This window comes from Streptomyces sp. NPDC049970, assembly GCF_040660235.1.
In the GTDB taxonomy this organism is placed as follows: Bacteria; Actinomycetota; Actinomycetes; order Streptomycetales; family Streptomycetaceae; genus Streptomyces.
This window is the reverse complement of the sequence record NZ_JBFALP010000003.1, coordinates 329,890-347,793: the sequence shown is the minus strand read 5'-3', so window position 1 is coordinate 347,793 and position 17,904 is coordinate 329,890. Positions and strand designations below refer to the sequence as shown.

Annotated in this window: 12 protein-coding genes; 7 read left to right on the top strand and 5 right to left on the bottom strand. The window is 71.4% G+C overall.

Annotated elements, in window-relative coordinates; all coding sequences use genetic code 11:
- Positions 1-149 precede the first annotated feature (149 nt).
- Entirely contained in the window at positions 150-2,828 is a 2,679-nt protein-coding gene (glgP, locus tag AB0I83_RS07835) for an alpha-glucan family phosphorylase (protein ID WP_363303971.1), read from the bottom strand.
- Positions 2,829-3,538: 710 nt separating this feature from the next.
- Between glgP and AB0I83_RS07830 the strand changes: the two genes are divergently transcribed.
- The 4 genes from AB0I83_RS07830 (at position 3,539) to glgB (ending at position 11,521) form a co-directional block, all read left to right on the top strand.
- Positions 3,539-5,638, top strand: coding sequence for an alpha-1,4-glucan--maltose-1-phosphate maltosyltransferase (locus AB0I83_RS07830; RefSeq protein ID WP_363303970.1), 2,100 nt, complete (start codon positions 3,539-3,541; stop codon positions 5,636-5,638).
- Positions 5,635-7,341 (top strand): maltose alpha-D-glucosyltransferase, encoded by a 1,707-nt coding sequence (gene treS / locus AB0I83_RS07825; RefSeq protein WP_356530959.1) that lies wholly within the window; start codon positions 5,635-5,637, stop codon positions 7,339-7,341. The genes AB0I83_RS07830 and treS overlap by 4 nt, the downstream gene beginning before the upstream one ends.
- A gap of 252 nt (positions 7,342-7,593) precedes the next feature.
- A complete protein-coding gene (locus AB0I83_RS07820; protein WP_356530958.1) occupies positions 7,594-9,036 on the top strand; it encodes a maltokinase in 1,443 nt (480 codons plus the stop codon).
- Positions 9,037-9,085: 49 nt separating this feature from the next.
- Entirely contained in the window at positions 9,086-11,521 is a 2,436-nt protein-coding gene (gene glgB / locus AB0I83_RS07815; RefSeq protein WP_363303969.1) for a 1,4-alpha-glucan branching enzyme, read from the top strand.
- 225 nt (positions 11,522-11,746) lie between these two features.
- Here glgB and AB0I83_RS07810 read toward each other — a convergent pair whose 3' ends face one another.
- The 4 genes from AB0I83_RS07810 to AB0I83_RS07795 all read right to left on the bottom strand — a co-directional run bounded on the left by AB0I83_RS07810 (position 11,747) and on the right by AB0I83_RS07795 (position 14,616).
- Entirely contained in the window at positions 11,747-12,322 is a 576-nt protein-coding gene (locus tag AB0I83_RS07810) for a hypothetical protein (RefSeq protein ID WP_363303968.1), read from the bottom strand.
- Positions 12,323-12,367: 45 nt separating this feature from the next.
- Complete coding sequence (gene trxA, locus AB0I83_RS07805) at positions 12,368-12,712, bottom strand: thioredoxin (RefSeq protein ID WP_363303967.1); 345 nt, start codon at positions 12,710-12,712, stop codon at positions 12,368-12,370.
- Entirely contained in the window at positions 12,709-13,125 is a 417-nt protein-coding gene (locus AB0I83_RS07800) for a MerR family transcriptional regulator (protein WP_363303966.1), read from the bottom strand. Before AB0I83_RS07800 ends, trxA begins: the two co-directional genes overlap by 4 nt.
- A 123-nt stretch (positions 13,126-13,248) precedes the next feature.
- Complete coding sequence (locus tag AB0I83_RS07795) at positions 13,249-14,616, bottom strand: cation:dicarboxylase symporter family transporter (RefSeq protein WP_363303965.1); 1,368 nt, start codon at positions 14,614-14,616, stop codon at positions 13,249-13,251.
- Between the two features lie 154 nt (positions 14,617-14,770).
- Between AB0I83_RS07795 and AB0I83_RS07790 the strand changes: the two genes are divergently transcribed.
- The 3 genes from AB0I83_RS07790 to AB0I83_RS07780 all read left to right on the top strand — a co-directional run bounded on the left by AB0I83_RS07790 (position 14,771) and on the right by AB0I83_RS07780 (position 17,894).
- Positions 14,771-16,435: a sensor histidine kinase gene (locus tag AB0I83_RS07790; protein ID WP_356839613.1), complete on the top strand. Its 1,665-nt coding sequence runs from the start codon at positions 14,771-14,773 to the stop codon at positions 16,433-16,435.
- Positions 16,432-17,106, top strand: coding sequence for a response regulator (locus tag AB0I83_RS07785; protein WP_356530943.1), 675 nt, complete (start codon positions 16,432-16,434; stop codon positions 17,104-17,106). Before AB0I83_RS07790 ends, AB0I83_RS07785 begins: the two co-directional genes overlap by 4 nt.
- Positions 17,107-17,270: 164 nt before the next feature.
- Positions 17,271-17,894: a helix-turn-helix transcriptional regulator gene (locus AB0I83_RS07780; RefSeq protein WP_363304091.1), complete on the top strand. Its 624-nt coding sequence runs from the start codon at positions 17,271-17,273 to the stop codon at positions 17,892-17,894.
- The last annotated feature ends 10 nt before the right edge of the window (positions 17,895-17,904 follow it).

Genomic DNA, 17,904 nt, shown 5'->3' with positions numbered 1-17,904 from the left:
TCGTCGGTGGCTGCGGGACAGCACCGGCAGGGGTGTCATGTTAGCGAGATCACGGCGAAAACACCCCTGCCGGTTTCACGGTGGGACCGCCGGGCAGCGCCGTGGGCCCGGCGCGCACACACGCGCCGGGCCCACGGGAGGGGAACGGTTCAGCGCAGGAGTACGCCTCCGCCGTCACCCGTGGACGCGTTCGGCACCGCGACCAGGCCGAGCTCCGCACCCGAGGCGAGCAGCGGGTGCGAGGGCAGGACGCGCACGGTGTAGCCGTACGGGCCCGTGCGGTCGAGGGCGAGCGGGCCCTCGTACAGCCAGCGGTCCTCCAGGTCGTGGCCGCCGGCCGGCTTGAGCGGGTACGTCTGGGCCTCCGCGATCGCGTCCCCGGAGTCGACCCGCCCGGCGACCACCTGCACCTCGACGTCGTCCGGGTCGAGGCCGCCCAGGGAGATCCGGACCCGGAGCGCCAGGGTGGACCCCAGCTCGGCGGAACCGCCGACGACCGTGTCGGCCGTGGCCTCCACGTGGTCGACCGCCACCTGCGGCCAGGCCGCGCGGATCCTGGACTTCCAGGCGGCGAGCTCGCGGGCGGCCGCGGGCTGGAGTGCCCGGCGGGCCAGCGCGGCGGGGGCGTAGAGCCGCTCGACGTACTCGCGCACCATGCGGCCCGCGAGGACCTTGGGGCCGAGGGTGACCAGGGTGCGGCGGACCATCTCGATCCACCGCTCGGGCAGGTCATCGGCGTCGCGGTCGTAGAAGCGCGGGGCGACCCGGTCCTCGATCAGTGAGTAGAGGGCGTTCGCCTCCAGTTCGTCGCGCCGCTCCTCGTCGGTGGCGGAGCCGTCGGCGGTGGGGATCGCCCAGCCGAAGTCGGGCTCGAACCACTCGTCCCACCAGCCGTCCCGCACGGACAGGTTGAGACAGCCGTTGAGCGCCGCCTTCATCCCGCTGGTCCCGCAGGCCTCCAGGGGGCGCAGCGGGTTGTTGAGCCAGACGTCGCAGCCCGGGTAGAGCTTCTGCGCCATGCCCATGCCGTAGTCCGGGAGGAAGACGATGCGGTGTCGCACCCGCGGGTCGTCCGAGAACCGCACCAGTTCCTGGATCAGCCGCTTGCCGCCGTCGTCGGCGGGGTGGGCCTTGCCCGCGACGACGATCTGGATCGGGCGCGTCGGGTGCAGCAGCAGCTCCCGCAGCCGGTCCCGGTCGTGCAGCATCAGCGTCAGGCGCTTGTACGAGGGCACCCGGCGGGCGAAGCCGATGGTCAGCACGTCGGGGTCGAACACGTCGTCGATCCAGCCGAGTTCGGCGGTGCCGGCGCCCCGCCGCCGCCAGGAGGCGTAGAGGCGCTTGCGCACCTCGGCGACGAGCTGCTCGCGCAGCCCCCTGCGCAGGTCCCAGATCTCACGGTCGGGCACGGAGTTCACGGCGTCCCAGCGCCTGGGCGTGCCGGTCTGTCCGCTCCCGTCGCTGTCCGTGGCGCCGAGCTCGGCTCCGGCCAGGGCGTTCTCCGCCCGTTCGGAGCCGAAGGCGCCGGCTCCGAGGCGCAGCACCTCGGGTGCGACCCAGGTCGGCGCGTGCACGCCGTTGGTCACCGAGGTGATCGGCACCTCGGAGGGGTCGAATCCCGGCCACAGCCCGGAGAACATCTCCCGGCTGACGGCTCCGTGCAGCGTGGAGACGCCGTTGGCGCGCTGGGCCAGCCGCAGTCCCATGACCGCCATGTTGAAGAGGCCCGGCTCACCGCCCTCGTGGGTCTCCATACCGAGGCGCAGGATCTTCTCCACGCCGACGCCCGGCAGCTCACCGTCGTCACCGAAGTGACGGGCCACCAGCTGGCGTTCGAAACGGTCTATCCCGGCGGGCACCGGGGTGTGTGTGGTGAAGACCGCACCGGCCCGCACCACCTCCAGGGCGGCGTCGAAGTCGAGCCCGGAGTCGACGAGTTCCCTGATCCGCTCCAGTCCGAGGAATCCGGCGTGCCCCTCGTTGGTGTGGAACACCTCGGGGGCCGCGTGCCCGGTCAGCCGGCAGTAGGTGCGCACGGCGCGCACCCCGCCGATGCCCAGCAGTATCTCCTGGAGCAGCCGGTGGTCGCTGCCGCCGCCGTAGAGCCGGTCGGTGACGTCGCGCTCGCCCGGCGCGTTCTCCTCGACGTCCGAGTCCAGGAGCAGCAGGGGGACGCGGCCGACCTGGGCCTGCCAGACGGAGGCGTACAGCGAGCGGCCGCCGGGCAGTGCGAGCACCACCCGGCTGGGGGTGCCGTCGGTCTCCCGCAGGAGGGTGAGCGGCAGCTCGTTGGGGTCGAGGACGGGGTAGTGCTCCTGCTGCCAGCCGTCACGGGACAGGCTCTGGCGGAAGTATCCGTGCCGGTAGAGCAGCCCGACGCCGATCAGCGGCACGCCCAGGTCGCTGGCGGCCTTCAGGTGGTCGCCGGCCAGGATGCCGAGTCCTCCTGAGTACTGCGGCAGCGCGGCGGTCACCCCGAACTCGGGCGAGAAGTAGGCGATGGCCGCGGGGAGCTCCGCGCCCTGGGCGAGCTGGTTCTGGTACCACCTCGGGCCGCCGAGGTACTCCTGGAGGTCGCCGGACACCTCGGTGAGCCGGCGCAGGAAGTGCTGGTCGCCGGCCAGCTCGGCGAGGCGGGCCGCGGAGACGGCGCCGAGCAGGCGCACGGGGTCGGCGTCCGCGGGCCGCCAGCCCTCCGGGTCGGCAGCCTGGAACAGCTGTTGGGTGTCCGTGTGCCAGGACCAGCGCAGGTTGCGGGCGAGGTCGCTGAGCGGTCGCAGGGGTTCGGGCAGGACGGGACGCACGGTGAACCGACGAATGGCCTTCACGTATCCCACCTTTAGCAGGGGACCTGTGGATCCGAGGGGACGCACGACGGTGGGCGCCCTCTCCGTCACCCTCGACGGTAGCGGTGTGCCGCCGTACGCGGCCACGGCGCGCGACCGGCTCAGTGGGTCCGGCGCGCCGCGGTACGCCCGCCCCCGTCACCGGCGTCGCGGCGTGCGCGCCGCCTCTCCGCCGCCGCACGGAGCGCACCTTTCACACGGGCCTCGTGCGCCCCCTCGGCCACCGTGACCCCGTGGGTCAGATGCGCCAGTTCCGTACCCATCTGTCACGGGCGATATGGCTGATTTACCCACCTCACGCGGCCTTGTGGCGCCCCGCACCACAGGACAGGCTTCGGTGGTGCCCGCGTTACGGCCGGGGGACCGGCGCGCGGCCCACAGCGCGTGCACCGGTTGTACCCAGGAGTTAACACGCCGTCGGGTTGGCCGCCCGAAAACGGTGGGAAGGCTTCCCCGGTGACAGTCCCGCGCTGCACACCCAGGTGCCCCCGGTCGGAGCCCGAATCCCCCGCGCACCTGCCATTCGAGTGCCATTCGAGTGAACGCGGACAGGAGCGGCCATGCCCACAGCCCGCCAGCCGACGACCGAGCAGCTACAAAGGACGCAACCCCACCATCGCGGCGCGCGCGGTCAGCCCCTCACGCCCACGTCGCGCACCGTGCATGCCGAGCTCCGACCCCCAGGTGATTCCATGATCGGTCGCATTCCCGTCCTGGACGTACGTCCTCTCGTCGACTGCGGCAGACGGCCGGCCAAAGCCGTCGCCGGCGAGACCTTCGAGGTCAGCGCCACGGTCTTCCGCGAGGGCCATGACGCGGTGGCCGCCAACGTCGTCCTGCACGACGCGAACGGACGGCCCGGCCCCTGGACGCCGATGCGCGAGCTCGCCCCCGGCACGGACCGCTGGGGTGCCGATGTCACCCCCGGTACCGAGGGCTCCTGGACGTACACCGTCGAGGCGTGGAGCGATCCGGTCAGCACCTGGCGCTCCCACGCGCGGATCAAGATCCCGGCGGGCATCGACACCGCCCTCGTCCTCGACGAGGGGGCCGAGCTGTACGCCCGCGCCGCCGAGGGCGTGCCCAAGAAGGACGGCCGCGAGGCGGTGCTGGCCGCCGTCGACGCGCTGCGTGACACCGGCCGGCCCGCGGCCGCCAGGCTCGCGGCCGCGCTGGCCCCCGAGGTGGACGAGGCGCTCGGCCGCCACCCCCTGCGCGAACTGGTCACCGCCTCCCGCCCGCTGCCTCTGAACGTCGAGCGCCGGCGCGCACTGTACGGCTCCTGGTACGAGCTCTTCCCGCGCTCCGAGGGCGCCCGGCAGGAACCGGTCGCGCCGCCGAAGCCCGCGAGGAAGCCGAGGGCGGCGAAGACCGCGAAGACGGCCGCCGCCACGCGGAGGAAGAGCCCGGCGGTCACCGCGGACATCCCCCCGCAGCCGGCCACCCGGCTCGTCAGCGGAACCTTCCGCACCGCGGCCGAGCGGCTTCCCGCCGTGGCCGCGATGGGCTTCGACGTCGTCTATCTCCCCCCGATCCACCCCATCGGCACCACCCACCGCAAGGGCCCCAACAACAGCCTCACCCCCGGCGCAGACGACCCGGGCGTGCCCTGGGCGATCGGCTCGGCGGACGGCGGCCACGACGCGGTGCACCCGGATCTCGGGACGCTGGAGGACTTCGACCACTTCGTCGCCACGGCCCGCACCCTGCGCATGGAGATCGCGCTGGACTTCGCGCTCCAGTGCTCTCCGGACCACCCCTGGGTGACGGAGCATCCGGAGTGGTTCCACCACCGCCCGGACGGGTCGATCGCCTACGCCGAGAACCCGCCGAAGAAGTACCAGGACATCTATCCCGTCGCGTTCGACGCGGACATGGCCGGGATCGTCCGGGAGACGGTGCGCATCCTGCGGTTCTGGATGGAGCACGGGGTGCGGATCTTCCGCGTCGACAACCCGCACACCAAGCCGGTCGTCTTCTGGGAGAAGGTGATCGCCGACGTCAACGGCACCGACCCGGACGTGATCTTCCTGGCGGAGGCCTTCACCCGCCCCGCGATGATGCGCACACTGGCCTCGGTCGGCTTCCAGCAGTCGTACACGTACTTCACCTGGCGTAACACGAAGCACGAACTCACCGAGTACGTCACGGAGCTCTCGGGCGAGAGCTCCTCGTACATGCGGCCCAACTTCTTCGTGAACACGCCCGACATCCTTCCCGGTCACCTCCAGGACGGCGGCCGTGCCGCCTTCGGGACCCGGGCCGTGCTGGCCGCGACGCTGTCCCCCTCCTGGGGCATGTACGCGGGCTTCGAGCTGTACGAGAACACCCCGGTGCGTCCCGGGAGCGAGGAGTACCAGGACTCCGAGAAGTACCAACTCAGGCCCAGGGACTGGGAGTCGGCGGAACGTGAGGGCCGCTCGCTCGCACCCCTGATCACCTCGCTCAACCGGATCCGGCGTCGCCATCCGGCGCTCCAGCAACTGCGCGACGTGCACTTCCACTCGGTCGACAACGAGGCGCTGATCGTCTACAGCAAGCGCTCCGGTGCGGACGTCGTCCTGGTGGTCGTCAACCTCGACCCTCACCACACCCAGGAGGCCACGGTCTCGTTGGACATGCCGCGTCTCGGCCTCGACCGGCACGAGAGCGTGCCGGTGCGCGACGAGCTCACCGGCGACACCTATCACTGGGGCAGGACCTTCTATGTGCGTCTCGAGCCGGGTGTGACACCCGCGCACATCGTCGCCCTGCGACCGTCCCCGCCGACCGGAGGGTCACCCACGCCATGATCGTCAATGAGCCTGTCCACGACCTGTTCGAGGACACTCCCGCCAAGGACCGCGACCCCGACTGGTTCAAGCGCGCCGTCTTCTACGAGGTACTCGTCCGCTCCTTCCAGGACTCCAACGGGGACGGTGTCGGCGACCTCAAGGGCCTCACCGCCAAGCTGGACTACCTGCAATGGCTGGGCGTCGACTGCCTCTGGCTGCCGCCGTTCTTCAAGTCCCCTCTACGGGACGGTGGTTACGACGTCTCCGACTACACCGCCGTGCTGCCCGAGTTCGGCGACCTCGCCGACTTCGTGGAGTTCGTCGACGCCTCGCACCAGCGCGGCATGCGCGTGATCATCGACTTCGTCATGAACCACACGAGCGATCAGCACGACTGGTTCCAGCAGTCCCGCAGCGACCCTGACGGGCCGTACGGCGACTACTACGTCTGGGCCGACGACGACAAGCAGTTCCCGGACGCGCGGATCATCTTCGTCGACACGGAGACGTCCAACTGGACCTTCGACCCGGTCCGCAAGCAGTACTACTGGCACCGCTTCTTCTCGCACCAGCCCGATCTCAACTACGAGAACCCGGCCGTGCAGGAGGAGATCATCTCGGCGCTGCGCTTCTGGCTGGACCTCGGTATCGACGGCTTCCGCGTCGACGCCGTGCCCTACCTCTACCAGCGCGAGGAGACCAACTGCGAGAACCTCCCCGAGACCCACGACTTCCTCAAGCGGGTCCGCAAGGAGATCGACGCCAACTACCCGGACACGGTCCTGCTGGCGGAGGCCAACCAGTGGCCGGAGGACGTCGTCGACTACTTCGGCGACTACACCGCGGGCGGCGACGAGTGCCACATGGCGTTCCACTTCCCCGTGATGCCCCGCATCTTCATGGCCGTCAGGCGTGAGAGCCGCTACCCGGTCTCGGAAATCCTCGCGAAGACCCCGGAGATCCCGTCCGGGTGCCAGTGGGGCATCTTCCTGCGCAACCACGACGAGCTCACGCTCGAGATGGTGACGGACGAAGAGCGCGACTACATGTACGCGGAGTACGCGAAGGATCCGCGTATGCGGGCCAACATCGGCATCCGCCGGCGCCTCGCCCCGCTCCTGGACAACGACCGCAACCAGATCGAGCTGTTCACGGCACTGCTGCTGTCCCTGCCCGGCTCCCCGATCCTCTACTACGGGGACGAGATCGGGATGGGCGACAACATCTGGCTGGGCGACCGCGACGCCGTACGCACCCCGATGCAGTGGACGCCCGACCGCAACGCCGGCTTCTCCTCCAGCGATCCGGGGCGGCTCTACCTGCCGACGATCATGGACCCGGTCTACGGCTACCAGGTCACCAACGTCGAGGCGTCCATGGCCTCGCCGTCGTCGCTGCTGCACTGGACGCGGCGGATGATCGAGATCCGCAAGCAGAATCCGGCGTTCGGCCTCGGCTCGTACAACGAACTGCCGTCGTCGAACCCGGCGGTGATCGCGTTCACCCGGGAGTACAAGGACGATCTCGTGCTGTGCGTCCACAACTTCTCGCGGTTCGCGCAGCCGACGGAGCTCGATCTGCGGGCCTTCGACGGGCGTCATCCGGTGGAGCTGATCGGCGGGGTGCGCTTCCCCGCCGTCGGTCAGTGGCCCTACCTGCTGACACTCGCCGGGCACGGCTTCTACTGGTTCCGGATGCGCAAGGACGCCCCGATCGGCTGACCGCCGGTGACGGGCGGCCGACGGCGCCCCGGCTCCCGGGGCGCCACCCGCGGGGCGGTTTCCGCCGCCCCGCACGGGGGCACTCTCCCCCGTATCGAGCTCTCCAGGGCTCCGTCGAGCCCTCCGGGCCCATTGATCGAGTCCGTACGGACTTTTCCTCACCCGACACGTCCCGCACAGCCGGACAGCCATTGCCGCAATCCGGGACACTCTGCGCATCCTGTGGTGTGCCCGGGGAAAGGACGCGATGCCATGTCGGAGGCTGCATCCACTCGAGTCGCCCTGGCGAAGAGCACAACATCGAGAAAGACGACAAGAAGACTTTCGACGAGCACCACGAGCACGACCGCTCTGCTGCCGTCACTCGCGCCACTCCTCCACGAGTGGGTGCCCCGGCAGCGGTGGTTCGCCGGAAAGGGACGGCCCGTCACCGGCTTCTCGCTCGTGGCCGCGACGGAGATACTGCCACTGGACCCCGCGAGCACGGGCCCCGGGCTGCTGCATCTGCTCGTCAGGGTCCACCAGCCGGGCAACCGGCCCGCGCAGTCGCAGGGCGACTGCTACCAGCTGCTGCTCGGCGTGCGCACGGCCCTGCCCCAGCGGCTGGCCGACGCGCGGATCGGCCAGGTCACCGAAGGGCCACTGGCCGGGCGCACCCTGTACGAGGGGCTGCACGACCCTCGTGTCGCCGACCTCCTGCTGGAACGGTTCCGTAGCCCCGGGTCGCTCGGACCGCTCCGCTTCGACCGTGCCGAGCCCATCCCGCCCGCTCTCGCCCCACGCGTCCTGGACACGGAGCAGTCCAACTCCTCACTCGTGTACGGGGACGCGTTCATCCTGAAGATCTTCCGGCGGGTCTTCCCCGGCATCAACCCCGATCTGGAACTGCCGCTCGCGCTGGGCCGCGAGGGCTGCGGGCGGGTACCGGCACCGGTCGCCTGGTTCGAGGCGACGACGGACTCGGAGCCGCTCACCCTGGGCGTGCTGCAGCCGTTCCTGCGCGGCGCGCAGGACGGGTGGCGGCTCGCCCTCACGGCCCTGGCCGAGGGGCGCGACTTCGTCACCGAGGCCCATGCGCTGGGCCGGGCCACGGCCGAGGTGCACACGGCGCTCGCCGCGGCGCTGCCGACGCCGTCCCTCGCCCAGGACCGGACCAGGGACCTGGTGGCCGGGATGGTCGAACGGCTGGAGGCGGCCGCCCAGGCGGTGCCGGCACTCGTCCCGTACGTACCGGGTCTGCGCACCGCCTTCGACGCCGTCGCCGCGCTCGGGGAGACGGAGCGCGGCTGGACGGTGCAACGGGTCCACGGCGACCTGCACCTGGGTCAGACCCTGCGGGCCGACGACGGATTCTGGTCGCTGATCGACTTCGAGGGCGAACCGGCCAGACCTCTGCCCGAGCGCAGGAGCCCGCAGCCGATCGTGCGCGACGTCGCGGGAATGCTCCGCTCCTTCGACTACGCGGCCCGCTCGCACCACCCGTGGAACCCGGAGTGGGCGGCCCGCTGCCGCACCGCCTACTGCGAGGGCTACGCACGGGCGGCCGGCTCCGACCCTCGCTCGGAGCCGGAACTGCTGCGCGCCCACGAGACCGACAAGGCGGTGTACGAGGTGCTGTACGAGGCCCGGCACCGCCCCGACTGGCTGCCGGTCCCGATGGCCGCCATCCAGCGCCTGGCCGCCGCGCCTGTATGACCTCCGCATCCCCCGTCCACCCTTCGAGTCCTTCGAGGAGGCAGTCTCCGTGACCGCCCGCAAGCCGTCCCGCAAGTCACCCGAGCCAGTCCAGGCCCCGCCCGCGGCCGAGCCGGTGAGCGCCGAGGTCGCGGCGGCCGTCCCGGCGAAGCCCCCCGCTCCCGTACCGGCGACGGCCGAGTCCACCGTTGCCGTACCGGCGGCCGACGCCACCGCCCCGGCCCCGGCCAAGCGCGCCCGCGCCAAGCGGACCACCGCGGCCGCCGGCACCACCCCCCGCCCGCGGCGCGGCGGCGGCAGCAGGAACGCGCTGCCCGCCACCGCCCTGCACGACGCGGACCGGGGCCGGCTGCTCGCAGGTGAGCACCACGCCCCGCACGACGTCCTCGGCGCGCACCCGGTCACGGGCGGCGTGGTCTTCCGCGTGCTGCGCCCCTACGCCCGCACGGTGAGCGTGCTGACCGGCGGCAGCAGTGCCGAGCTCCAGAGCGACGGCGACGGCTTCTTCTCCGGTGTCCTGCCGCTGCCCGCCGTGCCCGACGACTACCGCCTGCGGATCGCCTACGACGACAACACGATCGAGGTCGACGACCCGTACCGGTTCCTGCCCGCGATCGGCGAACTGGACCTGCACCTGATCGGCGAGGGCAGGCACGAGGAGCTCTGGAAGGCGCTCGGCTCGCAGCCGATGGAGCACCACGGCGTGACCGGCACCCGCTTCACCGTCTGGGCGCCGAACGCACGCGGGGTCCGCGTCACCGGCGACTTCAACTACTGGGACGGCACCGCCTTCCCGATGCGCTCGCTCGGTGCCACCGGCGTCTGGGAGGTGTTCCTGCCCGGCGTCGGGGACGGCGCGGTCTACAAGTACGACATCTGCCGGCCCGACGGATCGCACACCCAGCGGGCCGACCCGATGGCCCGTCACACCGAGGTGCCGCCCGCGACCGCCTCGGTGGTCACGGCCTCGCACCACGAGTGGCAGGACGCGGACTGGATGGCACACCGGGGTGACCGCCCGGTGCACGAGGCCCCGTTCTCCGTCTACGAGCTCCATCTGGCCTCCTGGCGACCGGGGCTGACGTATCGCCAGCTGGCTACCCAACTCCCCTCGTACATCCGCGAGCTGGGGTTCACCCACGTCGAGCTCATGCCCGTGTCGGAGCACCCGTTCGGCGGCTCCTGGGGCTACCAGGTCACCGGCTTCTACGCCCCGACGTCCCGCATGGGCACCCCGGACGACTTCCGCTTCCTGGTCGACGCACTGCACGCGGCGGGCATCGGCGTCCTCATGGACTGGGTTCCGGCGCACTTCCCGCGCGACGACTGGGCACTCGCGGAGTTCGACGGCCGCCCGCTGTACGAGCACTCCGACCCGTCCCGGGCCGCGCACCCCGACTGGGGCACCCTGGAGTTCGACTACGGCCGCACGGAGGTCCGCAACTTCCTGGTGGCCAACGCCACTTACTGGTGCGAGGAGTTCCACATCGACGGCCTGCGGGTCGACGCGGTGGCCTCGATGCTCTACCTCGACTACTCCCGCGAGGACGGCCAGTGGTCGCCGAACGAGTTCGGGGGCCGGGAGAACCTCGACGCGGTGGGCTTCCTCCAGGAGATGAACGCGACGGTCTACCGCCGCAACCCCGGCGTCGTCACGATCGCCGAGGAGTCGACCGCCTGGGAGGGCGTCACCCGCGCCACGGACCAGGGCGGCCTCGGATTCGGCCTCAAGTGGAACATGGGCTGGATGCACGACTCGCTGGTCTACGTCTCCAAGGAGCCGGTGCACCGCAAGTACCACCACAACGAGATGACGTTCTCGATGGTGTACGCCTACAGCGAGAACTACGTGCTGCCGATCTCGCACGACGAGGTGGTGCACGGCAAGCAGGCGCTGGTCGCCAAGATGCCGGGCGACTGGTGGCAGCAGCGGGCGAACCACCGCGCCTACCTAGGCTTCATGTGGGCCCACCCGGGCAAGCAACTCCTCTTCATGGGACAGGAGTTCGCGCAGGGTGCGGAGTGGTCCGAAGGCCACGGACCCGACTGGTGGCTGCTGGACGAGACGTACGAGGCATCCGGCGACCACCGCGGCGTACGCACCCTGGTGGGCGACCTGAACGCCGTCTACGGCGCGCTGCCCGCGCTGTGGCAGCGCGACACCGACCCGGCGGGCTTCGAGTGGATCGACGGGGGCGCGGCGGAGGACAACGCGTTCTCCTTCGTGCGCTACGACGCCGACGGCTCACCGCTGCTGGCCGTCTCCCACTTCTCCCCGGTGGTGCGCCACGACTACCGCATCGGCGTCCCGGACGGACCGGAGGCCTGGGTGGAGATCATCAACACGGACGCGGCCCGCTACGGCGGCAGCGACGTACGCAACGAGGAACCGCTGAAGCCGGAGGCGGTACCGGCCCACGGCAGGGAGACGAGCGTGACGCTGACGCTGCCGCCGCTTGCGACGGTGTGGTTCAGGCCGGCCTGACGGGCGCCTGCTGCTCCCGGGGCCCGCATCACGAACACGTGGTGCGGGCCCCGCGCTGTCCAGGAACCGGCGTCGGGCCATCAGCCGCGCGTCATGGGGGTGCAGCAGGTAGGACCGGCGTCCCTCGGGCTGCGCCCCGAGGCCCGGTCGGTGAAAGCAGGGGAACCGGTCCGCCGCCACCGGTTCATCCATCAGGAGAAGCAACGCCAGTACGGCGGTGTGCCCCTATTTGAACGTGTACGAGCAGGGCTTGGTCGCGCCACCGCTCTCGTTCTCGACGACCGATCTACCGTCGACGATGATCGAGCACCCTGCGGAGACCAGCCTGCCGTCGGCCGCGGTCATGGTGCCGGGCGAGACGACCACCAGACGGCCGACTCCGCGCTCCGCGCTCCGCGGGGCGATGGTGGCCGCCTTCGTCCACGGCAGGTCCACCTCCGCGGAGTCCGAGTCGTCGAGGGTGTACATCACCTTGCTCCGGCCCACCCACTCGACCTTGATCGTCACCTCGCGCGACTCGCCCTCCTCCGACGCGTCCCCGCCGGACTCCTCCGACTTGGAGGGCGCCTGAGCGGCGGGGCTGCCTCCCTTGCCCGCATCGGCCGGCTTCTCCTCGCCACCACCGCAGCCCGTCAGCAGAGCGGCCGCCAGAACGAAGGCCGTCGCGGTGAGTGGGCGCAGCCCCCGGCGGACAGAGCCGGCCCGGGTTCGATGCGGCCGAGCCGGGCGGGCAAGTACTAGGCAGGCGGGCGAGGTTGCGGTGTCCGTCGCCGGGTCCCCCGCTGCCTGCTGCTGCGGCACGGCGGGAGGAGGGGCCGCTTCCTGCGAGGTGGGCGGCCCACCCTGTCAGCGGCCTGCCGGCAGTACGTCCTCCAGCTCCTGGAGCAGGCGGCGCTTCGGTCGCGCGCCCACCATCGACTTCACGGGTTCGCCGCCACGGAAGACCATCAGGGTAGGCATCGACAGCACCGCGTAACGGCTCGTGATACCCGGGTTGTGGTCCACGTCGATCTGGACGACCTTGATCCGGCCGGCCTCCTCCCTGGCGACGGCGCCCAGCACCGGGGCCAGTTGGCGGCACGGTCCGCACCAGTCGGCCGTGAACTCGACCAGTACGGGGATGCCCGATCCCAGGACCTCCGCGTCGAACGTCGTGTCGGTCACCTCGGCGACTCCTTCGGCGTGAATCATCCGTCGTCCTCCCAGCTCAGTTCGCATCGTGGCGCGGGGCCGCCAGGCAGGTCGGCCGACGCCTCCAGTTCGGCACGGGCCAGTTGCGCGCCGACCTCCGTCCGGACACTCCGCAACTGGTCGATGAGTGAGTCCAGTTCACCGATCTTGCGCCGGTAGACGGCCATCGAGGCGGGGCAGGCGTCGCCCGCCGGGTGGCCGGCGCGCAGGCAGTCGACGAAGGGGCGGGTCTCCTCCAGGTCGAACCCGAAGTCCTGGAGGGTCCGGATCTGCCGGACCAGCCGCAGGTCGCTCTCGTCGTAGGCGCGGTAGCCGTTCTCCGCACGGCGCGCGTGCAGCAGGCCCCGTGACTCGTAGTACCGCAGCGTCCGTGTCGTCGTCCCGGCGCGCTCGGCCAGATCCCCGATTCGCATACCGCGACGGTAATCCTTGACGCCGACGTCAAGGCAAGGGCGGAAGCCGGAGGGGCGCCCGCCCCCGACGTGGGTGCGGCCGGTACGGGAGCCCCGTACCGGCCGCGTCGTCGCGTACGCGTACTACGCCTTGGCGAGCGAGGGCTGCTCCTCGCCGCCTTCCCTGGCGTCCGGGATGTGCGGCTCGCCACCGTGCCCGTCGTCCGTCATCGTCTTCTCGTCGAACGGCAGGGCTCCGGAGAGGACCTGGTCCACGCGGGCCCGGTCGATCTCCTTGGTCCAGGTGCCGACGAGCACCGTGGCCACCGCGTTGCCCGCGAAGTTCGTCAGAGCGCGGGCCTCGCTCATGAAGCGGTCGATGCCGACGATCAGCCCGACGCCGTCGACCAGGTCCGGGCGGTGCGACTGGAGGCCGCCCGCGAGGGTGGCCAGGCCGGCGCCGGTGACGCCCGCGGCGCCCTTCGAGGCGATCACCATGAAGACCAGCAGCGAGATCTGCTCGCCGATGCTCAGCGGGTCACCGGTCGCGTTGGCGATGAAGAGCGAGGCCATCGTGAGGTAGATCGCGGTGCCGTCGAGGTTGAAGGAGTAGCCCGTCGGCACGGTGATACCGACCACGGGCTTGCTGACGCCCATGTGCTCCATCTTCGCGATCAGCCGGGGCAGCGCCGACTCGGAGGACGACGTGGACAGGATCAGCAGGAACTCCCGGCCCAGGTACTTGAGCAGCGACAGGATGTTGACCCCTGCCACGAGCCGCAGGATCGCGCCCAGGATCACGAACACGAAGAGGGCGCAGGTGACGTAGAAGCCGATCATGATGATGGCGAGCGACTTCAGCGCGTCGACGCCGGTCTCGCCGACCACCGCGGCCATCGCGCCGAACGCTCCGACCGGGGCCGCCCACATGATCATCGCGAGGATGCGGAAGACCAGGCGCTGGATGTGGCCGATGCCGCGCAGGACGGGCTCACCGGCCGAGCCCATGGCCTGCAGCGCGAAGCCCGCGAGCAGGGCGATGAGCAGCGTCTGCAGGACCTCGCCCTCGGTGAAGGCCGAGACCATGGTGGTCGGGATGATGCCGAGCAGGAAGTCCACGGTGGACTCGCTGGCGCCCGACGCCTGCTCCTCGCCCGCGGCCCGTGCGGCATCGGTGAGGTGGAGGGTGGAACCGGGCTCCAGGATGTTGCCGACCACCAGGCCGATGGCCAGGGCCACCGTCGACATCACGAGGAAGTAGCCGAGGGCGAGTCCGCCGACCGCGCCGACCTTGGCGGCCTTGCGTACGGAGCCGACGCCCAGCACGATCGTGCAGAAGATGATCGGCGAGATCATCATCTTGATGAGGTTGACGAAGCCGGTGCCGATGGGCTTCAGCTCGACGGCGAAGTCGGGTACCACCAGGCCCACGGTGATGCCCAGCAACACAGCGGCGATCACGGCCAGGTAGAGATAGTGCGTACGGTCCCGTCGTGCGGCTTTCTCTGCCACGGGGGTCTCCTCGGTGTGCGGGGGCTCCCCCGTCCCTGGGGGCCCCGGTGACTATTCACGCCCCTGTGACGGCCGTCACCCTTGTGTTCATATCGTTCACGGATGCTTTCGAGCCACCTTGGGCCGGTGCCCGCCGCCAGGCAGACTGTGGGGTATGCGCCTGCCCCGTACCCTGCCCCGCAGCCTGGCCGGCCAGCTGTTCGCGATGCAGGCCCTGCTCGTGGCCGCGGTCGTCGCCGGATGCGCCTTCTTCGCGTACGCCTCCGGCCGGGCGCAGGCCGAGGAGACCGCGGCCCGTCAGGTGCGGGCAGCCGCTCTCGCGATGGCCGGATCACCGTCCGTACGCGAGGCGATCCGTACCCCGGACCCCTCCGCCGTACTCCAGCCGTACGCGGAGCGGGTCCGCGCGGACACCGGGATCGCGTTCGTCACGATCATGGATCCGGCCGGCGTCCGCTGGACGCATCCCGACCCCTCCCAGATCGGCAGGAGCTTCATCGGGCACACCGAGCGCGCCCTGCGCGGCGAGACGTTCGAGGAGACCTACACCGGCACGCTCGGGCCCTCGATACGGGTCGTCACGCCGATCCGCGACGGTGGCAGGATCGTCGGGCTGGTGAGCGCGGGCATCACGGTCGAGCGGGTGTCCACGCAGGTGCGGGAACAGCTCGGCGCCCTGGGGACGGCCGCGGGAGCCGCACTGGCGCTCGGCGCGCTCGGGACGTACGTGGTCAACGCCAGGCTGCGGCGGCACACCCACGGGATGAATGCCGGCGAGCTCAGCCGGATGCACACCTATCACGAGGCCACGCTGCACGCGGTGCGCGAGGGGCTGCTGATGCTGGACGGCAGACGCCGCGTCGCCCTGATCAACGACGCGGGCCGGGAGCTGCTGGGGCTGGCGCCCGGTTCGGTCGGGCGCAGGGTCGACGAGCTCGCGCTGCCCGCGCCGCTGACCGGGGCGCTCCTGGCGTCCGAGCCGCGGGTGGACGAGGTCCATCTGACGGCGGACCGGGTGATCGTCGTGAACACCAGTCCGGTGGTGGGCGGTGAGCGGCGCGGCACCGTCGTGACCCTGCGGGACCACACGGAGCTGCAGGCGCTGTCGGGCGAGCTCGACTCGGAGCGGGGCTTCACCCAGGCGCTGCGCTCGCAGGCCCACGAGGCGGCGAACCGGCTGCACACCGTGGTCTCGCTGATCGAGCTGGGCAGGGTCGACGAGGCCGTGGAGTTCGCGACCGCCGAGCTGGAACTCGCGCAGGTCCTCACCGACCGGGTGGTGGGGGCGGTCGCGGAGCCCGTGCTGGCGGCGCTGCTGCTGGGCAAGGCGGCGCAGGCCAACGAGCGGGGTGTGGAGCTGGCGCTCGCGGAGGACAGCCTGATCGACGACGGGGCGCTGCCGCGCTCGCTGGCACCCCGGGACCTGGTGACGATCCTCGGCAATCTGATCGACAACGCGGTGGACGCGGCGGCCGAGACGGCGACGGGCGCGGCGAGCGGCGGGCCCGTGCCGGCGCAGCGCACCGGGACGGCGCGGGCCCTGGTCACCGTGACCGCGCTGACCGAGGCGGACGAGCTGCTGCTGCGGGTCGCGGACACGGGCTCGGGCATCGGCCCGGACGACGCGGACGAGGTGTTCCGCCGCGGCTGGACGACGCACGGCACGGGTCGCGGCCTGGGGCTGGCCCTCGTGCGGCAGGCGGTCCACCGCAACGGCGGGACCGTGACGCTCGGGACGGCACCGGGCGGCGGAGCGGAGTTCACGGTGCGGCTGCCGCTCACGGGGCGCGCCGCGGAGACGGAGGTGGTCACGGCATGATCCGGGTGCTGGTGGTGGAGGACGATCCGGTGGCGGCCGACGCCCATCAGCTGTACGTCGGCCGGGTGCCGGGCTTCGAGGTGGCGGCCGTCGCCCACTCCCGTGCGGAGGCCGCGCGGGCACTGGACCGGACGGAGGTGGATCTGCTGCTGCTCGATCTGTACCTGCCGGACGGACACGGCCTGCAGCTGCTGCGCTCGCTGCGGGCGGCGGGGCACGGCGCGGACGTCATCGCGGTGACGTCGGCGCGGGATCTGGCGGTGGTGCGCGAGGGAGTGTCGCTCGGCGTCGTGCAGTACGTGCTGAAGCCCTTCACCTACCCCACGCTCCGGGACCGGCTGGTGCGGTACGCCGAGTTCCGCGCGGCGGCCGGCGAGGCGAGCGGCCAGGAGGAGGTCGACCGGGCGCTGGGCGCGCTGCGGGTCTCGGACCCCGCGACGCTGCCCAAGGGGCTGAGCGGTCCGACCCTGGAGGCTGTCACCCGGGCCCTGCGGGCGTCCCCTGAGGGCGCCACGGCCGCAGCGGCCGGAGAGGAGCTGGGGATCTCGCGGATCACCGCGCGCCGCTATCTGGAGCATCTGGTGACAGCGGGGCGTGCCGTGCGGCGTCCGAGCTACGGCCAGGTCGGGCGTCCCGAACTGCATTACCACTGGGTGGCTGAAACTCGCTGATGCCTCCGGCGGCCCTCCAGCAGACCGCTAGGAGGATCATACGAAGGGTGAACTGGTCGGAACAGCCTGTAGCCAGGCGGTTCCCGGCCTTCTACGGTGGGGCCGTGCACCCCACTCCTCCCTTCAACGCCCCCGCCGCGCGCCGACTCCGCGAGGCGCTGGGAATGGCTCCAGGACATGTTGCGTACGGCCTCGGCGCCCAGTACGGGCTGCGGATCACGGCTGAGACCGTGATGGCCTGGGAGCGCGGCACCGCCCTGCCCGGCGAACGCGAGCTGATGGCGCTCGCCGGTGTGCTGTGGTGTGGTCCCGGCGAACTGCTGGCCGCCGCGAGCACCTTGCGCGAGCACCGGATCGCCCGCGACCTGTCGGTGGAGGACCTGGCGCGGGCGCTCGGGATGACCGGCGCCGCGTACCAGCGGATCGAGGAGTCGGGGCGCTGGAGGGGTAACGAGCGCCAGGCGGTGGCGCTGTGCGACACGCTGGCCATGTCGGCGGCGCAGTTCCTGACCGCGACCGGCCGCAACGGCGAGCTGGCCGACCTGCTGACGAGGGCGGTGACGACGCGCTGGCAGGCGTACGTGCGCCCCGTGGACAAGCTCGTACCGCTGGACCGGATCCTGGTGCAGGACGTGCTGGAGCAGCTGCACAGCGACTACCAGGCACTGATGGTGTCGACGCTGAGCTGGAACACGACCGGCCGGGACCGGGCCGGCACCGCGGGCGAGGCGGGACGGGAGTTCCTCGACCGGGTGGTCGAGCAGTTCTGGAAGACCGCGGGCATCTGAGACGGCGGGA

Bases quoted from the DNA above. Each gene is read 5' to 3' on its own strand.
- AB0I83_RS07800 (WP_363303966.1), bottom strand. From the start codon at position 13,125: ATGCGAATCGGGGATCTGGCCGAGCGCGCCGGGACGACGACACGGACG.
- trxA (WP_363303967.1), bottom strand. From the start codon at position 12,712: ATGATTCACGCCGAAGGAGTCGCCGAGGTGACCGACACGACGTTCGAC.
- AB0I83_RS07790 (WP_356839613.1), top strand. From the start codon at position 14,771: ATGCGCCTGCCCCGTACCCTGCCCCGCAGCCTGGCCGGCCAGCTGTTC.
- AB0I83_RS07785 (WP_356530943.1), top strand. From the start codon at position 16,432: ATGATCCGGGTGCTGGTGGTGGAGGACGATCCGGTGGCGGCCGACGCC.
- treS (WP_356530959.1), top strand. From the start codon at position 5,635: ATGATCGTCAATGAGCCTGTCCACGACCTGTTCGAGGACACTCCCGCC.
- AB0I83_RS07830 (WP_363303970.1), top strand. From the start codon at position 3,539: ATGATCGGTCGCATTCCCGTCCTGGACGTACGTCCTCTCGTCGACTGC.
- AB0I83_RS07820 (WP_356530958.1), top strand. From the start codon at position 7,594: ATGTCGGAGGCTGCATCCACTCGAGTCGCCCTGGCGAAGAGCACAACA.
- AB0I83_RS07780 (WP_363304091.1), top strand. From the start codon at position 17,271: ATGGCTCCAGGACATGTTGCGTACGGCCTCGGCGCCCAGTACGGGCTG.